The sequence below is a fragment of the Achromobacter sp. 18P8.1.1 genome (assembly GCF_057799415.1).
This window is the reverse complement of the sequence record NZ_JBYOKH010000083.1, coordinates 1-19,397: the sequence shown is the minus strand read 5'-3', so window position 1 is coordinate 19,397 and position 19,397 is coordinate 1. Positions and strand designations below refer to the sequence as shown.

Sequence of the window (19,397 nt, the reverse complement as noted above, 5' to 3'; positions counted from 1 at the left end):
GCCCGTCAGCCGAGCCACCGCGACAGATCGCCCCGTGGGAAGACGAGCCGGTTTACACGCCGTCTGTTCCCGCGCCTTCCGTTTCCGCTCCTTTCGTTCCTGCTCCGCCAGCTCCCGCCCCGGCCGCGCCCGCCGTGCCGCCGGCCGTGCTGCGCGGGCGCGAAGCCATCCGTCGGCGCGTCGAGCCTGAGGCGGACCTGCCCGAAGACGATGCCGAGGACGAAGGCGAAGACAACAGCGATCTGCGCGACAGCGACCGCCACGCCGCCTTCGCCCGCCCGCCCGCGCCGATTCGCGAGCCTGCGCCCCGCTGGGAGCCGCCGGCCCCGCCGCCCTTGCGCAGCGAACCCATCATCGCGTCGCGCGACAGCGAGCCCGTCATCGATTGGGACGCCCGCCGCCGCGCCGCCGCCCAAGCCGAGCCGTCATTCACCGCCGACGACGCCCGCGATGACGCCCGTGATGACGAACATGACCGCTACCTCGACGACGACGGCGCCGACGACCCCGTCGATCCGCGCATCCGCCATCACCGCATTCGCGACGACGGCGATTACGACGACGAGCCCGAAGACGACGACACGCGTGAGCCGGTGCTGGGTGAAACGCGTACCCGCTACTCAAGCGCCACCGATGTGGGCCGCGCCCCGCCCGAATTCCTGGACCAGGACCGGCAGGAGCGCCGCGGCCTCATGCGCAAAGTGTGGGGCTACGCCTGCCTGCTGGGCCTGATCACGCTGGGCCTGCAACTGGTGTACGCCTACCGCACCGACATCGCCAATTCCGTACCGGTCCTGCGGCCGGTGCTGGACGTCGCCTGCAAACCGCTGGGCTGCACGGTCGGTTATGCCCGGCGCCTGGAGCGCATCGCGATTTCCTCTTCGTCGCTGCAGCCGCCGCCCGGCGCCGCCGCGATCGACGATGGCCGCAGCCGCCTGGTGCTGAATTTGGTGCTGCGCAACCGCTACGACAAGCCGCAGCACTGGCCGGCCCTGGTGCTGGACCTGACCGACCTGTCGGATACGGTGGTCGTGCGCAAAGTGCTGATGCCCGAAAACTACCTGACGCCCGAACAGTTGAGCGGCCCGTTCGGCCCGGCTGGCGAGCTCAAGATTTCCGTACCCATTGAAGTGACCGGTGTCCAGGTCAATGGCTACCAACTCGATAAGTTCTTTCCCTAAAGGATGACAAACATGGCGACCCCCGTACTGGTTTGTGGCTCGATGGCGTTTGACACGATTGCCGTGTTTGAAGGCCGTTTCAAAGAGCACATACTTGCTGACCGCATCCAATCGCTCAGCGTGTCCTTCCTGGTGCCCAGCATGCGCAAGGAATACGGCGGCTGCTCCGGCAACATCGCCTACACCATGAACCTGCTGGGCGGCAAACCCGTGCCGGTGGCGACGGTGGGCGAAGACGCCGGTGAATACATGGAACGCCTGTCGGGCCTGGGTATCGACACCAGCCGCGTCAAGGTCATCCCTGACACCTTCACGGCGCAGTGCTTCATCACGACCGACCTGGACGACAACCAGATCACCGCTTTCCACCCGGGCGCCATGGCGTTCGCCGCGGAAAACGACGTGAGCGACGCCGAGGCCGCCTGGGCCATCGTGGCCCCGGATGCCAAGGAAGGCATGTTCGCCCATGCCGAACGCCTGCACCGCCGCGGCATCCCCTTCATTTTCGATCTGGGCCAGGCCATGCCCTTGTTCGACGGCGCCGATCTGGAACGCATGCTCAAACTGTCGCAGGCGTTGACCGTCAACGATTACGAAGCGGGCATCGTCGAACAGCGCACCGGCCGCAGCGTGGCCGACATCGCCTCCACGCTTCAAGCCGTGGTGGTGACGCGCGGCGCCGAAGGCGCGACGTTGTACACGGACGGCAAGACCATCCAGATCGCCCCGGTGCGCGCCTCGCAGGTCGTCGACCCGACGGGTTGCGGCGACGCCCAGCGCGGCGGCCTGCTCTATGGCCTGACCAGCGGCTGGAGCTGGGAAGACAGCTGCCGCCTGGGTAACGTCATGGGCGCCATCAAGATCGCATCGCGCGGTCCGCAGAACCACGCGCCGTCGCGCGCGGACATCGACGCCGTGCTGCACGCGACCTACGGCATTCACCTGCCGGCCTGATTGCTGGCCTCGTCGGGAACCGCGATGCGGGTTTGCGGTCGAACCCATCGCGTTTTCGAAGGACGGCGGCCGGGCGGCCGCCGCATTCAGATGCTGTTTTCCGCTTTTGGCTGTGAGTTTCAGTGTGTTGCAGCTGCGAGTGCCGCTACTTCCGGGCGGAGTATGATCAAGCATCGTCGGCAGTGCCCGATCGAGGAGTCCAAATGAACCAAAGCAAATCTCTTTCCCTGGTGACGCCGCGTACTGGCCGGTGGTTGGCCATCGCAGCCGTCGTGACGTCGATGGCTGTCCTGGGTGGCTGCGCCAATCGCAGCGCATCCAGCGGCGTGTATAGCTATGACCAAGCCCAGCGTGAGCAGATCGTCCGTACCGGCACGGTCACGGGCGTTCGCCCGATCGTGATCCAGAACGACAAATCCAGCGGTGTCGGCATGTTGGCCGGCGGCGCACTGGGCGGCGTGGCGGGTAACGCAATCGGTGGCGGCACGGGCCGCACCATCGCTACCGTTGGCGGCGCCATCCTGGGCGCACTGGCGGGCAACGCCGTGGAGAACCAGGTCGGCAAGAATTCCGGCTACGAAATCACCGTACGCCTGGATAACGGCGAAACCCGCGTGGTCGCCCAGGAAGCCGACGTGCCGGTCAGCGTGGGCCAACGCGTCCAGGTGATCAGCGGCTCGGGTCCGACCCGCGTCACGCCGATGTAATCGGCAAGGCCGCAGAAAAGCCCGCGCAAGCGGGCTTTTTTTCGCCTGGAGCCGGCGGGGCAGCGCCGTTTCCCGGGATAGGGTTTTTGCCCGAAAATCCGCCACCGAAAATTGGGGGCAGGGCGAACGGAGACCACGAAAACGGCGGAATCTGTCGTTCCGCCGCAACGCAGCACCCGGGATTTACCCGCAGGCGTTACGTTTGCCAGCCTTTTCTCGCGATTTACCCCAAAAGTTTCATGGCGATTCAACGGCCAAAGTGCAATGATTGCGCCTGCGATCGGCATCGCGATTCGATTTTGATGTAACCAAGTGCATCCTGCTGCCGGTCTGGATCGCTGGAACCGTCAGTTGAGCTTCAGCATTTTTCTGTATTCTCGTCTACCTGAATCCCAGGGGATGGGGATGTTTTGCCGACGAGGCAACCTGCACTATCTATGCATACCGAGCAAGAACTCCACACCAAGATCGGCGAGATCGTCGAGTCGATCGTCATGAAGAAAGTCACCCCCGATACGCAGTTGATTGCCACTGGCCTGGTTGATTCCCTGGCTGCGGTGGACATCACGCTGGCCGTCGAGTCCGAGTACGGTTGCAGCATCCCGGCTCCCGAGATCGCCGAGCACCTCCAGTCGGTCCGCACGCTTGCCGGCTATGTCGCTGCCCATACTTCGTAATTCGCAGTTGTGGTCCCACGTCGCGGCCGCCGCGACCGCCGTGGCACTGGCGTTCGGGGCATACTGCGGCGCGGATGACCTGCTCAGCCGCATCGTGACGCCGGTGTCGTCCGCGGCTGCGGCCGCTGCCGACAAGAGCAACTACCTGCCCAACCTGGGGCCGGACTGGGGCACGCAGCACGTCAACCTGAATCGCCTGGGCAACGCCCTGAGCGATGGCACGCTGGTCGTGCTGGGGTCGTCCGAACTGTCCAGCCATGACCTGCGCTTCGTGCCTTACCGCTTCTTCCCCGAAGAGCTGAAGGTGCCGACGCTGGCCTACGGCCACGCCATGTTCCAGTCCTACGGCATCGTCAGCGTGCTGGAGTCCGTCGCGGATTCGCTCACGCCGAACACGCGGCTGGTGATCATGGTGTCGCCCGCCTGGTTCGCTTCAGGCGGCCAGCTGCCGCGCAGCGCGTTCGCCGAACACGTGACGGGCCCGGTCTGGGACCGCCTGTGGGACCAGCCGAACACGCGCGAGCAGATGCAGAACTGGATCAGCGACAACGCCAACTGGGGACTGCTGTGGCTGATCGCCAATGGCCAGGTGGCCGAGCTCAAGGACAAGCTGTCGCTGTGGTGGCACGCCCGCAAAGAGCCCGCGCCTGACCGTCCGCGCAGCAAGCTGTCCGTGCCGGCGCACCGCTTCGTGTCCTGGCCATCGTCCGCCCGCCTGAACGAAGGGCAGTGGGGGCGGCTGACGCACGAGGCGCGCGAAGTCGAACGCGGCCTGGGCAGCAACAATCCCTACGACGTCCGCGACGACTACTACAAGCAGTACCTGGCGTCGCTGTATTCGCCAGCGCGCAACGAATTCGCCGACGTGGACCCGATCACCCGCACCGAGCTGGGTGACCTGTCGCGCGTCATGGCCTTGCTGCAAAAGCGCAAGGTGAAGGCGTATTTCGTCATTCAGCCGTTCAATCCCAAGCTCATCCTGGACGTCGAGCGCTTCGACCCGGTGGTGGCTGCCATTACGGGCATGTGCCAGCGGTATCAGATGGGTTGCCTGGATCTCTACAGCATCCCGTTCGAACCCGGCATGGTGCGCGACGACATGCATCTGGCCGAACTCGGCTGGGCGATGGCGGACCAAGGCATTGCGGAGTACTTTTCCCGATGAAATTCTTTCGCAAAGAGGGCGCGGCGCGCCGCTTCTTTTGGCATCTTTGCCTGTACATCGGGGTGATCCTGGTGTTCGTGCTGCAGGCGCAGCCCACCACGGGCAGCGGCGGACCGATCAAGGTCGAATTCCAATACCAACAGTTCTGACCGCGCCATGGAATTGTTCGCAAGCTTGAGCTTTTTCGGCGGGGCCCTGTTCGGGGGCCTTGGCCTGTTGGCGTACCGTTCGTTCGGCATGCCGTTCCGCATCGGCTACCGCCACATCATCGGCGTGATCTGCCTGGGCGTGTGGATGGCGGTGTTCTGGGCGCGCCCCTATCAGCCCATTGCGCTGCTGGCCATTTCGGGCAGCGCGCTGTGGGCCGTGCGCCGCAACTACATTCCCACCTGGCTCGCCGTGGTCATCACGATGACGCCGCTGCTGCTGGTGAAGACGGGCGTATCGCACCTGGGCGCCATGCTGGGCCTGTCGTTTGCGACCTTCCGCGCCATCGACGTGCTGCTCTTCGCGCAGCGCAACGAACGCGTGTCGCCGCTGGACTACTTCATCTATCTCTTCTTCCCGCTCACGCTGCTGGCTGGCCCGATGTACCGCTGGCGCAATTTCCAGGCGGACTTGAAGCGCGGCTACGAAGGCGTGAACCTGAGCACGTGGCTGACCGGCCTGGAACTGATCATGCTGGGCGTGATCCAGAAGTTCGGCCTGGCCGAACTGATCTGGCGCTACGGCCTGTCCACGCTGGACGCGCACGACTACTCGTTCACGGGCGTCGCGCTGAACGCGTCGCTCTACAGCGCCTACCTGTTCTTCGACTTCGCCGGCTATTCGACGATGGCGATCGGCATCGGCATGCTGTTCGGCTTCACGCTGCCGATCAACTTCCGCAATCCGCTGGCCACTCTCAATCCGCAGGACTTCTGGCGCCGCTGGCACATCAGCCTGTCGGAGTGGCTGCGTGACGTGGTGTTCATGCCGATCTACAAGGCGTTGAGCAAGACCAAGTTCTTCGGCCGCCATCGCATGGCGGCGCAGAACATCGGCATCTTCGCGACGCTGCTGGCCATGGGCGTGTGGAACGGCCTGTCGCTGCACTACATCGTCAGCGGCCTGATGTTCGGCGCGTATTCGGTGGGCCACAACCTGCTGATCAACGCCTCGCGCACCCGCCCCGCCTTGCAGGCCGCCCTGGCGCAGCCCGTCATGCGCTTCCTGGGCCGCGTGCTTACCTTGATTCTGGCCGCGCTGGCGCTGTACGTGTTCAGCGGCCGCAGCCCCATCTGACGCCGGGAGTTTCGGCATGCGTTTCGACCTGAAGTCCTTCCAATTCGTCGACACGGACGTGGCGCCCGAGGCGCTGGCCGTGGCCGCCGCCGACCGCAGCCTGACCTGGGCGCAATTGCGCACCGAAGCGGCCGCCTGGGCCGACGAGGCCCGCAAGAACGGCGCGGCTCCGGATGTGCCGGTGGCCATCTACGGCCACAAGGAAGCCTCGTTCTTCGTCGCAATGGTGGGCGCCTTGCTGATCGGCGCGCCGTTCGTGCCGGTGGATACCATCTACCCGGCCGAGCGCCTGCGCCGCATCGTCGAGATCGTCCGCGCCGCCGCCGTCTACGACGCCGCCGCCGGCACGTTCACGCCGGGTGAGGGCGCCGAATTGGCCGAGCGCGGCTTGGCCTATGTCATGTTCACGTCCGGCAGCACGGGCGACCCGAAGGGCGTGCAGATCGGCCGTGAAAGCGTCGGCCTGCTGGGCGACTGGATGCTGGGCAGCTTCGGATTGGGCGATGCGCCGGTGTTCATGAACCAGGCGCCGTTCAGCTTCGACCTGTCCATGTATGAAGTGTTCGCCACCCTGGCCTCGGGCGGCGCTTGCGTGCTGAACGCCCGTGAACAGATCGCGTCCGCCGGCACCTGGATGCCCCGCCTGGCCGAGCATGGCGTGACGGTGTGGGTGTCCACCCCGTCGTTCGCGCACCAGCAGCTGGCCAACCGCGACTTCTCGCCGGCGACCTTGCCGCTGTTGCGCACGTTTCTCTTCTGCGGCGAGCCGCTGCCTGCGGCGCTGGCCAAGAAGCTGCGCCAGCGTTTCCCCGGCGCCGTCATCCTGAATACCTACGGCCCCACGGAAGCCACCGTGGCGACCACCTGGATCGAAGTCACCGATGCCGTCCTGGCCGCGCATGACCCGCTGCCGGTGGGGCATGCCAAGCCCGACAGCGTGCTGATCGTGGACGAAGGCGAGATCTGCATCGTGGGCGACCACGTGATGCGCGGATACCTGAACCGTCCCGACCTGAACGAAGCCAAGCTCTACACTTACGCCGACGGCCGCCGCGCATTCCGCACGGGCGACCTGGGGCAGATGGAAGAGGGCGGCCTGCTGTTCTGCCGCGGCCGCATGGACGACCAGATCAAGCTGAACGGCTACCGCATCGAACTGGCAGAGATCGACGAGGCCCTGCACGGCCTGCCCGGTGTGGAAGGCGGCGCGTGCGCGGTCTTGCGCCGGCCTGACGGCACGGCGGTGCGTTTGATTGGTTTCGTGGCGGGCGCGGCGCAAGCGGCAGAGGCGCGTTTTTTGGCGCCGGACGCCTTGGCCGGCTGGAAAGAGCGGCTGGCCCAGCGGCTGCCGCCCTACATGGTGCCGTCTGAATTGGTGGCGTGCCCGGCGCTGCCGATGTCGAACAACCACAAGATCGACCGCAAGAAGCTGGTCGAGATCTACGCCGGCATTCCGGCGTAGCGATCAAGGGCGGGGCGCAAGGCCCCGCCGTCTTACAGTCCCATCATGCGCTGGCTGAGGTTGTTCAGCACCATCAGCAGCACCTGTGCCACGATCAGCAGCACCAGCGGCGAAAAGTCGATGGCCGTGCGCGGCAGCAGGCGGCGGATGGGGTCCAGCATGGGCGCCGTCAGCGATTGCAGCAGCGGCATCATGGGAGCGGTCGGGTTGACCCACGACAGCACGGCCTGGATCAGCGTCAGCCACACCACCAGGTTCAGCGCCCATTTGATGGCCATCAGCAGGGCCGAGCCCATGGCGGCAGGCAACAGCGCGGCGGGAATCAGCGCGCCGATGGACACCAGCCAGATCAGCACGATATAGGCCAGCGCGGCCAGCCAGGTTGCGACCAGGCTCGTCCAATCGATCTTGTTGCCGGCGGGAATGATCTTGCGCAGCGGCATCACCAGCCAGTTCGTGGCCTGGTAGATGGCGCGCGAAAGCGGGTTGAACGGGTGAAGGCGGATCGCGTGCATCCAGGCGCGGGCAATCAATGCCGCGCCAAACAGCGTGAACACGATTTCGAGGAGAAAGCGGAAGATATCACCGAGCATGGACGCGTTCGCCGAAAAAAGAAGGAGTCAATTGTCGCATGGGAGTTGCCCGTACGCTGTACACCCTCTGCACGATTGCGGCCCCTCAGGGGAAAACGCGTTGTCGTGGAGGCGCTGGGCGGCGACAAGCCACCGCGTCGTGACTACCGACGGGCGTGAAAAAGCCGCCCGGCATGCCGGGCGGCTCTGGTGAAGCCAGGGCTTCAACCGTCCTGATTACGGACGGCCACCCGTCGGGAACGGCCACGACGCGGCGGGGTTCAGCGCGGTCTTCGCGCCCGGGGCAGCAGCCGTCGACGACGGAGGCGTTGCGGGCTTCTTCGGAGCGGCTTTCTTGGCAGCAGGCTTCTTGGCAGCGGCGGGCTTGGCAGCAGCAGCCGGCTTGGCGGCAGCAGGAGCCTTCTTCGCAGCAGGAGCCTTCTTGGCAGCGGGGGCCTTCTTGGCTACGGCCTTCTTGGCAGCAGGAGCCTTTTTGGCAGCAGGCGCCTTCTTGGCAGCGGCCTTTTTGGCGGGGGCCTTCTTGGCTACCGCTTTCTTGGCAACAGCCTTCTTGGCGACGGCCTTCTTGGCTACCGCTTTCTTGGCGACGGCTTTCTTGGCAACCGCCTTCTTGGCGACAACCTTCTTGGCTACCGCTTTCTTGGCGACGGCCTTCTTGGCAACCGCCTTCTTGGCGACGACCTTCTTGGCTACCGCTTTCTTGGCGACGGCCTTCTTGGCTACCGCTTTCTTGGCGACGACCTTCTTGGCTGCCGGCTTCTTGGCGGCAACCTTCTTCACTGCCGGCTTCTTGGCGGCGGCGACTTTCTTGACAGCTACCTTCTTGACAGCGGCTTTCTTGGCCGGTGCGGCCTTCTTCGCGACTGCCTTCTTGGCGGCGGCGGGCTTCTTCACCGCTGCTTTCTTTACGGCTTTCTTGGCTGTTGCCATGGTCATGCTCCTTAGGTTCAGGGGTCCCAGAACTTAAACCCGTGCCCCGACTCGCCAACAAGGCGAACCGTGCCCGGGCTATTCATCGGCGCATGCCGCTGTTCTGTGCGAGCAACAGCTACTACGGTTTGCGCTAATGAATTCGGCACAGCCATTTGATATGGCCCCCGCTCCTTTGGCGCGAGCCATTTCAAATGGCGCCGGTCGCAGCCTGATCACAGGCCGCCGACCGCTTGTTCTACGTGTTCGAAATTGCCCCCACGCCGCACCTTCGGCTTACTGCCCCTCGAGGGGGTGTGTTTTGCCTTGAGGCGGCCCGGTGACAGAACACCCTGACCAGGGAGAGCGCCATCAAGCCTGTCGCGAACGCGACGCTCCGTGTTGCTGGAGCGTGCCCGCGTCGGGCTTGATGACGAACTGCTTTTACTCCCAGCTCAGCGTGCCACCAGTTTGGTATTCGATCACGCGAGTTTCAAAAAAGTTGCGTTCCTTTTTAAGATCGATCATTTCCGCCATCCACGGGAAGGGATTTTCTTCCTGCGGGTACAGCGGTTCGATACCGATTTGCTGGCAACGACGGTTGGCGATGAAGCGCAGGTAGGATTTGAACATAGGTGCGTTCAAGCCCAACACGCCGCGCGGCATCGTGTCTTCGGCGTAAGCGTATTCGAGTTCGACCGCTTTGCGGAAGAGTTCTCGAATTTCTTCGCGGAATTCCGGCGTCCACAGATGCGGATTTTCCAGTTTGACGGTGTTGATCAGGTCGATGCCGAAGTTGCAGTGCATGGATTCATCGCGAAGGATGTACATGTACTGTTCGGCGGCGCCGGTCATCTTGTTCTGGCGGCCAAGCGCCAGGATCTGCGTGAAGCCCACGTAGAAGAACAGGCCTTCCATCAAGCATGCGAAGACGATCAGCGACTTCAGCAGCGTCTGGTCGGCTTCGGGCGTGCCCGTCTTGAAGTGGGGGTCCGCGATCGCGTCGATGAACGGGATCAGGAACTCGTCTTTGGCGCGGATGGACGGAACTTCGTTGTAAGCGTTGAAGATCTCGGCTTCGTCCAGGTCCAGGCTTTCGACGATGTATTGATAGGCGTGCGTGTGGATCGCTTCTTCAAATGCCTGGCGCAGCAGGAACTGGCGGCATTCGGGCGCCGTGATGTGGCGATAGGTGCCCAGCACGATGTTGTTCGCGGCCAGCGAGTCGGCCGTGACGAAGAAACCCAGGTTGCGCTTGACGATGCGGCGCTCGTCCTCGGTGAGCCCGTTCGGGTTCTTCCAGAGGGCGATGTCGCGCGACATGTTGATCTCTTGCGGCATCCAGTGGTTGGCGCACGTGGCCAAATACTTTTCCCACGCCCACTTGTACTTGAAAGGCACAAGCTGGTTGACGTCGGTTTCGCCGTTGATGATGCGCTTGTCAGCAACCTTTACACGTTGCGAGGTGGCGGTGCCGCTCGCGGCGAGGCCGGCCGCGTGTTCAGGCGCGGCGGGCGTGGGCATGGCGGTGTCGCCGAATACACCGGTCGCCGCCCGGACTTCGGGCGCAGCCTGCCCGCCACCCGCGGGGGCGGGGGCTTTTGCAGGTTGCGTGGCGAGGGTGTCGTCTTCCCAATTAATCATGATTCAATTCTCCGGAGGCGGTTATTGGCAGGCTTCGCACTCTTCGAAGCCGGGGTCGCCCGGCCGCATGGTGCAAACCGCCCCGAGAACTTCGGGTTCCGGCAAAACAGGTGCGGCGCCCACAGCCGCAGCCGTGGATTGGCCACCGGCGGTGACGGCGTTCAGTTCGCCGCCGCGGCCCGTGGATTTTTCGGCGCTGGTGGCGCCCAGGGTACGCAGGTAGTACGTCGTCTTCAGACCACGCAGCCATGCCAGCTTGTAGGTGTCATCCAGCTTCTTGCCCGATGCGCCCGACATGTAGATGTTCAGCGACTGAGCCTGATCGATCCACTTCTGACGGCGCGACGCGCATTCAACCAGCCAGCTCGGTTCGACTTCGAACGCGGTGGCGTAGAGTTCGCGGAGTTCGGAAGGTACGCGATCGATGCGGGACAGGCTGCCGTCGAAGTACTTGAGGTCGGCGACCATGACTTCGTCCCAGAGACCGAGTTTCTTCAGGTCACGCACGAGGTAATCGTTAACGACCGTGAACTCGCCGGAGAGATTCGATTTGACGTACAAGTTCTGGAAAGTAGGTTCGATGCACGCAGATACACCAATGATATTGGAAATAGTCGCGGTTGGGGCAATTGCTACGCAATTGGAGTTGCGCATGCCGTGCTGTTTGATGCGCGCGCGCAACGTATCCCAATCGAGCGAGCTCGATTCATCGACTTCAACATGGCCACCGCGCTCATCGCGCAGCATCTTCAACGTGTCTTGCGGCAAGATGCCACGCGACCACAACGAACCTTCGTACGACTGATAGCGGCCGCGTTCTTCGGCAAGCAGGCTCGATGCGAAGTAGGCGTGATAGCACACCGCTTCCATCGAACGGTCCGCGAATTCAACTGCGGCTTGCGACGCATACGGCACGCGCATCATCTGCAGGCAATCCTGGAAGCCCATGATGCCCATGCCCACCGGACGATGGCGCGCGTTGGAATTGCGGGCCTTCTCGACGGCGTAGTAGTTGATGTCGATAACGTTGTCGAGCATGCGCATCGCGATGCTGACGGTGCGCTTGATCTTGTCGTGGTCCAGTTCGAAACCGCCGCCGGCAGCCGGCTTCATGTGCGCGACCAGGTTCACGGAACCCAGGTTGCACACCGCGATTTCGGATTCGTTGGTGTTCAGCGTGATCTCGGTGCACAGGTTCGAGCTGTGGACGACGCCCACGTGTTGCTGCGGCGAACGGATGTTGCACGGATCCTTGAACGTGATCCACGGGTGACCGGTTTCGAACAGCATCGACAGCATCTTGCGCCACAGCGTCAGCGCCGGCATCTTCTTGTAGAGCTTGAGCTCGCCGCTGGCAACGCGGTTTTCGTAGCCGATGTAGGCTTCTTCGAACGCGCGGCCGACCTTGTCGTGCAGGTCAGGGCAGTCCGACGGCGAGAACAGCGTCCATTCGCCGGCTTCCATGACGCGCTTCATGAACAGGTCGGGAATCCAGTTCGCCGTGTTCATGTCGTGCGTGCGGCGGCGTTCGTCGCCGGTGTTCTTGCGCAGTTCCAGGAATTCTTCGATGTCCAGGTGCCACGATTCCAGGTACGTGCAAACCGCGCCCTTGCGCTTGCCGCCCTGGTTCACCGCCACGGCGGTGTCGTTGACGACCTTCAGGAACGGGACGACGCCCTGGCTTTCGCCGTTGGTGCCCTTGATGTGGCTGCGCAGTGCGCGAACCGGGGTCCAGTCGTTGCCCAGGCCGCCGGCGTACTTGGCCAGCAGCGCGTTTTCCTTGATGGCGTCGTAGATGCCTTCCAGATCGTCGGAGACGGTGGTCAGGTAGCACGACGACAGCTGCGAGTGCAGCGTGCCCGAGTTGAACAGCGTCGGCGTCGAGCTCATGAAGTCGAACGAGGAGAGGATCTCGTAGAACTCGATGGCGCGCGTTTCGCGATCGGCTTCGCGCAGCGCCAGGCCCATGGCCACGCGCATGAAGAAGACCTGCGGCAGTTCGATGCGGGTGCCGCGGATGTGCAGGAAGTAGCGGTCGTACAGGGTCTGCAGGCCGAGGTAGCCGAATTGCAGGTCGCGCTTGGCGTTCAGTGCGTGGCCCAGCTTGGTCAGGTCATAGCTGGCCAGTTCGGGCGACAGCAGGCCGCCTTCGATGCCGCGAGCGATGAACGTGGGGAAGTATTCGGCGTAACGCGCGCCCATGCCGTCTTGCGACACTTCTTCGCCCAGCACTTCCTTGCGGATCGTATGCAGCAGCAGACGGGCGGTGACCTGGCTGTAGGCCGGGTCCTTTTCGACCAGCGCGCGCGCGGACAGGATGGCGGACTTGAACACTTCGTCGACGGGGATGCCGTCGTACAGGTTCTTGACCGTTTCCTTCAGGATGGCTTCGCTGTCGATGAATTCGTCCAGGCCTTCGCCGGCGGCGACGATGGTCGCGCGCAGTTCAGCCAGGTCCAGCGGGCGGCGCACGCCGGCATCGGTCACGTTCAGCACGTGTTCCTGCGGGGCAGCGGCGGCCTTGTCCTGGCCTTCGGCGGCAGCGGCGGCGGCGCGCTCTTGCGTGCGCTTCTCGCGGTACAGGACGTAGGCGCGGGCGACGTCGTGCTCGCCCGAGCGCATCAGAGCCAGTTCGACCTGGTCCTGGATGTCTTCAATATGGAACGTGCCGCCGTTCGGGCGGTTGCGCACCAGCGCATTGACGGCCTGGCCCGTCAGGTTCTCGACCAGCTCGCGCACCCGCGCGGACGCTGCGCCCTGGCCGCCGTTGACGGCCAGGAAAGCCTTGGTCATGGCGATGGCGATCTTGCTGGGTTCGAACCCGACCACCGAGCCATTGCGGCGAATGATGTTGTAGCTGGCCCATTGCCCGCCATTGGCGTCGGCAGGGGAATCGGTTTGCGAGGGCGGCACGGCCGAAGGCCGGGTCACAGAGGCGATCGTAGTCTGCATGGAAGCTCCTGTGCGAAAACGCGTAGATAGCGACATGACGGCGGTCATGTCCGGTACGAATGTGGATCTTTTGAGGGGGTCGGAACGCTTGGACGGGCTAGTCCAAAAGGCGTGGCCGACGAGAATCAGCGCTTAGGCGACCACAACATATAGTGTAGCACCCCTCGTTGGACACTAATTCTAGTGATCGAGAACTACAGGGACAAGAAGAAGATATGACGAAGCTCACAAAAGATTGTTACTAAATGCACTGGGCGCGCCCAGTAAGGCGCGCCCAGGACAGGACCGCTCAGAGCGAATGTTTATGCGGTTTTCCGCAGGGGCATGTCGCGCGGGGCCGGTGCCGTATAGCTCTGCATCAATCGACCCAATTCCGTCCGATACTTCTCGACGTTCGCAGCCTTCACGTGGCCGTAGCCGCGGATGGTTTCTGCAAGGCCGGCGATTGTAGCTGCTTGCGCGAGCTTGTCCCGGGTCAACCCTACAAGCAGCTGGTCTATGGTCTGGCGATACTCGCCGATCAGGGCGCGCTCCATCTTGCGCTCGGCGGTGCGGCCGAACGGGTCGAACCAGGTGCCGCGCAGGCCCTTCAGGCGGGTCAGCAGTTTCAGCGCGGTCATGGTGCGGGGGCCGAGCGTCATCTTGCGCGGCACGCCGGTGCGCGGGTCCTTCTGCGCGAAGATCGGCGGGGCCATGTGAAAGCGCAGGCTGTAGTCGCCTTCGAACTGGCCCTTCAGCTGCGCCTGGAACGCTTCGCCCGTGTACAGGCGCGCCACTTCGTATTCGTCCTTGTAGGCCATGAGCTTGAACAGGCCGCGGGCCACCGCCATCGCCAGGCGCGGGGTCTTGGCCTCGGGGGCCAGTTCGCGTTCGCGGGCCGCGATGGCCTCGACCACGTCCTGGTATCCGCGGGCGTAGGCGGCGTCCTGGTAGGCGGTCAGGTCCGCGATGCGGCGCGCGACGGCGCGTTCGAAGGTCTCGGGCACGTGCAACTGCACGACCTGGGCGCGCGGGCGCAGCGCGCTGTCCAGCGCGTCCGGTTGATGCGCGGCAAGGCGGCCGCTGTCGAACGCGGCGCGATTGGCTGCGACGGCCACGCCGTTCAGTTCGATGGCGCGGTTGATGGCGGCCTGCGACAGCGGCACGCCGCCGCGCTGCCACGCATAGCCCAGCATGAACATGTTCGACAGGATGCTGTCGCCGAATAGGGCCAGCGCGGCTTCGTGCGCGTCGATGGCGGCCGTGTTGGCTTCGCCCGCCGCGTGGCGGATCTTGGCCAGCAGCGCTTCGGGGCGCATGGCGGCATCGGGGTTGCGCGTGAAGTCGGAGACCGGGGCCACGTACGTGTTGACGGTGACCTGGGTGTGCCCGCGGCGCAGCGCGCCCAGCGAATCCGGCGCCACCGAGGCCACCGGGTCGCACAGGATGGCGGCGTCGGCCTGTTGCCAGTCCAGGCGCACGGGGCCGGCGGAGGCGCCAGCGGGCGCCAGGCGGATGTGGCTGACGACCGTGCCGCCCTTTTGCGCCAGGCCGGTCAGGTCCAGCACCGCGGCCGACAGGCCTTCCAGGTGCGCGGCCATCGACACGATGGCGCCGATGGTGATGACGCCGGTGCCGCCCATGCCCGCGACGAGCAGGCGGTAGGGGCGGTCAAGCGCGGGCGTGGCCGGCAGCGGCAGATGTTCGATCAGGCGTTGCAGGCGTTCCTGATCGGTCTTGGGCGCCGCGCTCTTCCTGGGCTTGCCGCCCATGACGGACACGAAGCTGGGGCAGAAGCCTTCCGCGCACGAGTAGTCCTTGTTGCAGCTGGACTGGTCGATGGCGCGCTTGCGGCCATACGGCGTTTCCAGCGGCACGACCGACAGGCAGTTCGATTGCACGCCACAGTCGCCGCAGCCTTCGCACACCGCGCTGTTGATCAGCATGCGGCGTGCCGGGTCCGGGAACTGGTTCTTCTTGCGGCGGCGGCGCTTCTCCGCCGCGCAGGTCTGGTCGTGGATCAGCACGGTCACGCCGGGGATCTCGCGCAGTTCGCGTTGCAGCGCGTCCAGTTCGCGGCGGTGGTGCACCCGGATGTTCGGCCCCAGGTCCACGCCCTGGTATTTCTCGGGCTCGTCGCTGGTGACGACGATGCGCGCCACGTTTTCGCCGCGCAACTGCTGGCAGATCTGCGGCACCGAGATCGGGCCGTCCACGGGCTGCCCGCCTGTCATCGCGACGGCGTCGTTGAAGAGGATCTTGTAGGTGATGTTGGCGCCGGCGGCGACGGCCTGGCGGATCGCCAGATAACCCGAGTGGTAGTAGGTGCCTTCCCCCATGTTCTGGAAGATGTGCGGCATCTTGGTGTAGCGGGACAAGCCGATCCAGTCCACGCCTTCACCGCCCATCTGCGTCAGGCCGCCAGTGTCGCGGTCCATCCAGGCGGCCATGTAGTGGCAGCCCACGCCGGACAGCGCCTGGCTGCCTTCGGGCACTTTGGTGGACGTGCTGTGCGGACAGCCCGAACAGAAATAGGGGCGGCGGCGCATGCCGTCGGCGTCGTTGGACAGCGCGGCCTGGCACTCGAACGCCGCCAGGTCCGCGGCCAGCGGCAGGCCCGCCGTGCGGGTCAGCCAGCCGGCCAGCGGCTGCGCCAGCAGCGACGGGCGCAACTGGCCCGCCGACGGCACCATCGTTTCGCCGTCGAAGCCTTTCTTGCCGATGACGGACGGGCGGTCGGGCCGGTTGAACAGCAGGTCCTTGATCTGGCTTTCGACGACCGCGCCTTTCTCTTCGATCACGAGGATGTGCGACAGGCCGCGCGCGAAGTCCAGCAGCCGTTCGCCATCCAGCGGCCACGTCAGGCCGGGCTTGTAGATGCGCACGGGCGCATTGGCGGTGACGGTGTCCACGCCCAGGCGCGACAGCGCTTCCATCGTGTCCAGATGCGCCTTGCCGACCGTCACGATCCCCACGGTGGCGCGGGGCGCGGGACAGGTCAGGCGGTCGATGCTGTGGCGGCGCGCGAACGCGGCCACGGCCTTCATGCGCAGATTCATGCGCGTTTCGACGGCCAGCGACAGGAAGTCGCGCGCCGAATACTCCAGCGCTTCAGGCGGCATGTCCGGATCGGCGGGCATGTCGTAGGCGTGCACGGCGGCAGGCGTGAACGAGTGGCCGCTTTCGATGGTCTCGGACACGGCCTTGAACGCGACCCAGGTGCCGGAATAGCGCGACAGCGCCCAGCCCCACAGCGCGAAGGTCTCGTATTCGTCGATGGACGTGGGATGCACGATGGGCATCTGCCAGCCGATCAGCGACGCTTCGCTGGCGTGCGGGATCGATGACGACACCGCGGTGTGGTCGTCGCCCACCACCACCAGCACGCCGCCGTTGCGCGAGGCGCCCGCCGCGTTGCCGTGATGCAGGGCGTCGCCCGCGCGGTCCACGCCCGGGCCCTTGCCGTACCACATGGCGAAGACGCCATCGACGTTGCGGTCGGCGCGCACGCCGGCCTGCTGCGTACCCATGACGGCGGTGGCCGCCATGTCTTCGTTGATGCCGGGAAGGAAGGAGATCTTGCTGGCGTCCAGCGCCTTCTTCGACTTCCACATCGCCATGTCGACGCCGCCCAGGGGCGACCCGCGGTAGCCCGACACGAAACCGGCCGTGTTCAGGCCGCGTTCGCGGTCTACCCGGGCCTGCGTGAGCATGATGCGCACGAGCGCCTGCGTCCCGGTCAGGAAGATGCGGCCGGACTCCCGCGTGAGGTTGTCGGCAAGCTGGTACTCAAGGTCCAGCTGGGGTTCGGGGGCGGGAGTGCCGTCCATAGTGAATGCTCCTGGTATTTCGCACCATGATAGGTTCGCGGAGCATTCGATTTATTGCGTTTTCGGATCGTGCTATCCCTATAATACGCAATGAACATTTCGTGTTCGACAAAAACCAGGAGACAAAGCGATGGACAAGACCGATATCGGCATCCTCAAGGCCTTGCAGGAGGACGGCCGGGCTTCGGCGCAGCAGTTGTCGGAGAAGGTGGGCCTGTCGGCCGCACCGGTATGGCGGCGGGTGAAGGCCATGGAGGCCAGCGGGGTCATCCAGGGCTATAGCGCACAGGTGGACCGCAGCAAGGTGGGGCTGGGATGCATGTTCGCGCAGATCAGCCTGGAGCGGCATTCCTCCAGTACGGTCGAGAACTTCGAACGCTCGGTGCGCGATGCCCCCGAAATCCTAGAGTGCTATGCGGTCACGGGCGATTCGGACTTCCTGTTGAAGATCCTGGTGGAAAGCCCCGAGGCCTACGACCGGTTCCTGCACCGATTCCTCTTCAACATGCCGGGCATCCGCCAGACGCGCACCATCGTGGCGCTCCGCGAGATCAAGCACGAACAGCGCCTGCCGCTGTGATGCGCATTGCGCCCTCTATATATAGAGGGCGCAATGTTTGTAGCGGGAAATCCGCCGTCGCAGCGGTTTATTGGGGTTGGATGCCGGAAATGCGGATCCATTCCTTCCAGCGCGCCGTGTCTTCCTTCACGAAGGCGTCAAAGCGCGCGACATCCATCGATTCCGGGGTCAGACCCAAGGCGCGCAGCTTTTTCGCCGTGGCTTCATCCTTGACTGCCGCCTGCATGTAGCCGTTCATCTTCGCCACGATGTCCGGCGGCGTGTGCGCGGGGGCCGACAGGCCCAGCCAGCCGGCAACGACGAAATCCGGGTAGTAGGTCGCCATGGTCGGTACGCTGGGCCAGGCCGCGTGCGGCTGCGCACCCGTGACGGCGATGGGGATCAGTCCCTTGCCGTCGATCTGGCCCATCGCGGTCAGGTAGTCCACGAAGGCGAAGCTGATCTGTTTGCCCCGCAGGTCGGTGATGATCTGCGTGATGTTCTTGTAGGCCGCGCCGGTGATGTTGATGTCGGCGCGCTGCTTGAACAGTTCCGACGGCACTTGCGAGGACGAGCTGTAGTAGCCGAAGAAGACCTCGCCGGGATGCTTCTTGGCGTAGTCCACCAGCTCGGGCACCGTGCGGTAGGGGCTGCCGGGCGCCACGACGCCGACGGTGCCGAACGTGCCCAGCATGCCGACTTGCTGGAAGTCCTTTTGCGCGTCGTAGGGCAGGCTCTTGTACAGGAACTGGTTGGCGGCGTGCGTGGAGTTCGTGGACAAGAGGAAGGTGTAGCCATCCGCCGCCGCGTTCTTGGACGCATTGGTGCCGACGATGCCGCCGGCGCCGGGGCGGTCTTCGACGATCACGGTCTGCCCGGTCTGTTCGCCCAGGTATTGGGCGAAGGTTCGCGCGGTCAGGTCGGCGGCGCCGCCGGGCGCGGACGGCACGATGATCGTCACGGGCTTTTCGGGCCAGCCTGCGGCGTGGGTCGATGCGGCCAGGATAAGGCCGGCGCCGAACAGCGCCGGGCGAAGAAAACGGGGAATGGACATGCTTGTCTCCTGATTGCGCTTGGCCGCGTGCTTGCGCGGTCATGTGTCGTTGTTTTGGCGTTGCTGCGTGGGAATGAAGATTCAGCCGAACTGCTCGCGGTGCCACGCCAGGATGGCGGCGGCGCTGATTTGCCATTGGTCCGCGTACATCATGCAGTGCGGCTGTTCGGCCAGCACGGCGTGGGAAAAGCCATAGCGTTGCGCGATCGCCTGGTCCTGCCCGGGCGGATGGCGGTCATGGGTGTCGAGCCCGGCAGCAAGGCACAGGCCGGGCGCGTTGAAAGAAGCGTCGCCGAGCGCCACGCGCAGCAGGTAGCGGTCGTTGAGGACCTGCGGGCTTTCGGCGCACAGGCGTTGCGTGACGGCGCGGACATCGCGGTTGGGCGAGGTCGCCAGAAAGCGCGCGCGGATTTCGGCCGGGGCAGGGGCGGTGCGCGGCACGGCGTC

15 protein-coding genes and 1 pseudogene are annotated in these 19,397 nt (G+C 64.8%); 9 read left to right on the top strand and 7 right to left on the bottom strand.

The features are described 5' to 3' along the window. The 8 genes from AC27VE_RS30125 to AC27VE_RS30090 all read left to right on the top strand — a co-directional run. Positions 1 to 1,181: DUF3426 domain-containing protein (locus tag AC27VE_RS30125; RefSeq protein ID WP_488705787.1), on the top strand; the 1,181-nt coding region annotated here is incomplete at its 5' end. Between the two features lie 12 nt (positions 1,182 to 1,193). Further along, the gene (locus AC27VE_RS30120) at positions 1,194 to 2,135 is read left to right on the top strand and encodes a carbohydrate kinase family protein (RefSeq protein ID WP_427956672.1); all 942 of its coding nucleotides are present in this window, start codon (positions 1,194 to 1,196) and stop codon (positions 2,133 to 2,135) included. 203 nt (positions 2,136 to 2,338) lie between these two features. After that, entirely contained in the window at positions 2,339 to 2,842 is a 504-nt protein-coding gene (locus AC27VE_RS30115; RefSeq protein ID WP_006226660.1) for an outer membrane lipoprotein, read from the top strand. 437 nt (positions 2,843 to 3,279) lie between these two features. Next, positions 3,280 to 3,519, top strand: coding sequence for an acyl carrier protein (locus AC27VE_RS30110; RefSeq protein WP_006226661.1), 240 nt, complete (start codon positions 3,280 to 3,282; stop codon positions 3,517 to 3,519). After that, the gene (locus AC27VE_RS30105; RefSeq protein WP_427956669.1) at positions 3,497 to 4,684 is read left to right on the top strand and encodes a D-alanyl-lipoteichoic acid biosynthesis protein DltD; all 1,188 of its coding nucleotides are present in this window, start codon (positions 3,497 to 3,499) and stop codon (positions 4,682 to 4,684) included. Before AC27VE_RS30110 ends, AC27VE_RS30105 begins: the two co-directional genes overlap by 23 nt. Beyond that, the gene (locus AC27VE_RS30100; protein ID WP_006226663.1) at positions 4,681 to 4,833 is read left to right on the top strand and encodes a hypothetical protein; all 153 of its coding nucleotides are present in this window, start codon (positions 4,681 to 4,683) and stop codon (positions 4,831 to 4,833) included. The genes AC27VE_RS30105 and AC27VE_RS30100 overlap by 4 nt, the downstream gene beginning before the upstream one ends. 7 nt (positions 4,834 to 4,840) lie before the next feature. Next, positions 4,841 to 5,968, top strand: coding sequence for an MBOAT family O-acyltransferase (locus AC27VE_RS30095; protein WP_427956666.1), 1,128 nt, complete (start codon positions 4,841 to 4,843; stop codon positions 5,966 to 5,968). A gap of 16 nt (positions 5,969 to 5,984) precedes the next feature. Next, positions 5,985 to 7,430, top strand: coding sequence for a D-alanine--poly(phosphoribitol) ligase (locus AC27VE_RS30090; RefSeq protein ID WP_315139111.1), 1,446 nt, complete (start codon positions 5,985 to 5,987; stop codon positions 7,428 to 7,430). A gap of 32 nt (positions 7,431 to 7,462) precedes the next feature. On the opposite strand, the gene AC27VE_RS30085 is transcribed toward AC27VE_RS30090, so the two are convergent. The 5 genes from AC27VE_RS30085 to AC27VE_RS30065 all read right to left on the bottom strand — a co-directional run bounded on the left by AC27VE_RS30085 (position 7,463) and on the right by AC27VE_RS30065 (position 17,337). Further along, positions 7,463 to 8,023 carry a YggT family protein gene (locus AC27VE_RS30085; RefSeq protein ID WP_088590285.1) on the bottom strand — a complete coding sequence of 187 codons (561 nt, stop codon included), beginning with the start codon at positions 8,021 to 8,023 and terminating at the stop codon, positions 7,463 to 7,465. A gap of 216 nt (positions 8,024 to 8,239) precedes the next feature. Then, on the bottom strand, positions 8,240 to 8,953 hold the full coding sequence (locus tag AC27VE_RS30080) for a histone H1-like DNA-binding protein (RefSeq protein WP_088590286.1): 714 nt from the start codon (positions 8,951 to 8,953) through the stop codon (positions 8,240 to 8,242). Between the two features lie 423 nt (positions 8,954 to 9,376). Next, on the bottom strand, positions 9,377 to 10,576 hold the full coding sequence (locus AC27VE_RS30075; protein ID WP_088590287.1) for a ribonucleotide-diphosphate reductase subunit beta: 1,200 nt from the start codon (positions 10,574 to 10,576) through the stop codon (positions 9,377 to 9,379). A 21-nt stretch (positions 10,577 to 10,597) separates the two neighbouring features. Beyond that, positions 10,598 to 13,528: a ribonucleoside-diphosphate reductase subunit alpha gene (locus AC27VE_RS30070; RefSeq protein ID WP_427956659.1), complete on the bottom strand. Its 2,931-nt coding sequence runs from the start codon at positions 13,526 to 13,528 to the stop codon at positions 10,598 to 10,600. Between the two features lie 302 nt (positions 13,529 to 13,830). Further along, positions 13,831 to 17,337, bottom strand: coding sequence for an indolepyruvate ferredoxin oxidoreductase family protein (locus AC27VE_RS30065; RefSeq protein WP_488705786.1), 3,507 nt, complete (start codon positions 17,335 to 17,337; stop codon positions 13,831 to 13,833). Positions 17,338 to 17,467: 130 nt separating this feature from the next. Here AC27VE_RS30065 and AC27VE_RS30060 point away from each other — a divergent pair, with 130 nt between their 5' ends. After that, positions 17,468 to 17,917 (top strand): Lrp/AsnC family transcriptional regulator, encoded by a 450-nt coding sequence (locus AC27VE_RS30060; RefSeq protein ID WP_006226671.1) that lies wholly within the window; start codon positions 17,468 to 17,470, stop codon positions 17,915 to 17,917. Positions 17,918 to 17,984: 67 nt separating this feature from the next. On the opposite strand, the gene AC27VE_RS30055 is transcribed toward AC27VE_RS30060, so the two are convergent. Together AC27VE_RS30055 and AC27VE_RS30050 are read right to left on the bottom strand one after the other, a co-directional pair. Continuing rightward, a complete protein-coding gene (locus AC27VE_RS30055; protein WP_427956654.1) occupies positions 17,985 to 18,950 on the bottom strand; it encodes a Bug family tripartite tricarboxylate transporter substrate binding protein in 966 nt (321 codons plus the stop codon). Between the two features lie 81 nt (positions 18,951 to 19,031). Beyond that, a pseudogene (locus tag AC27VE_RS30050) lies at positions 19,032 to 19,397 on the bottom strand (alpha/beta hydrolase); the annotation flags it as partial.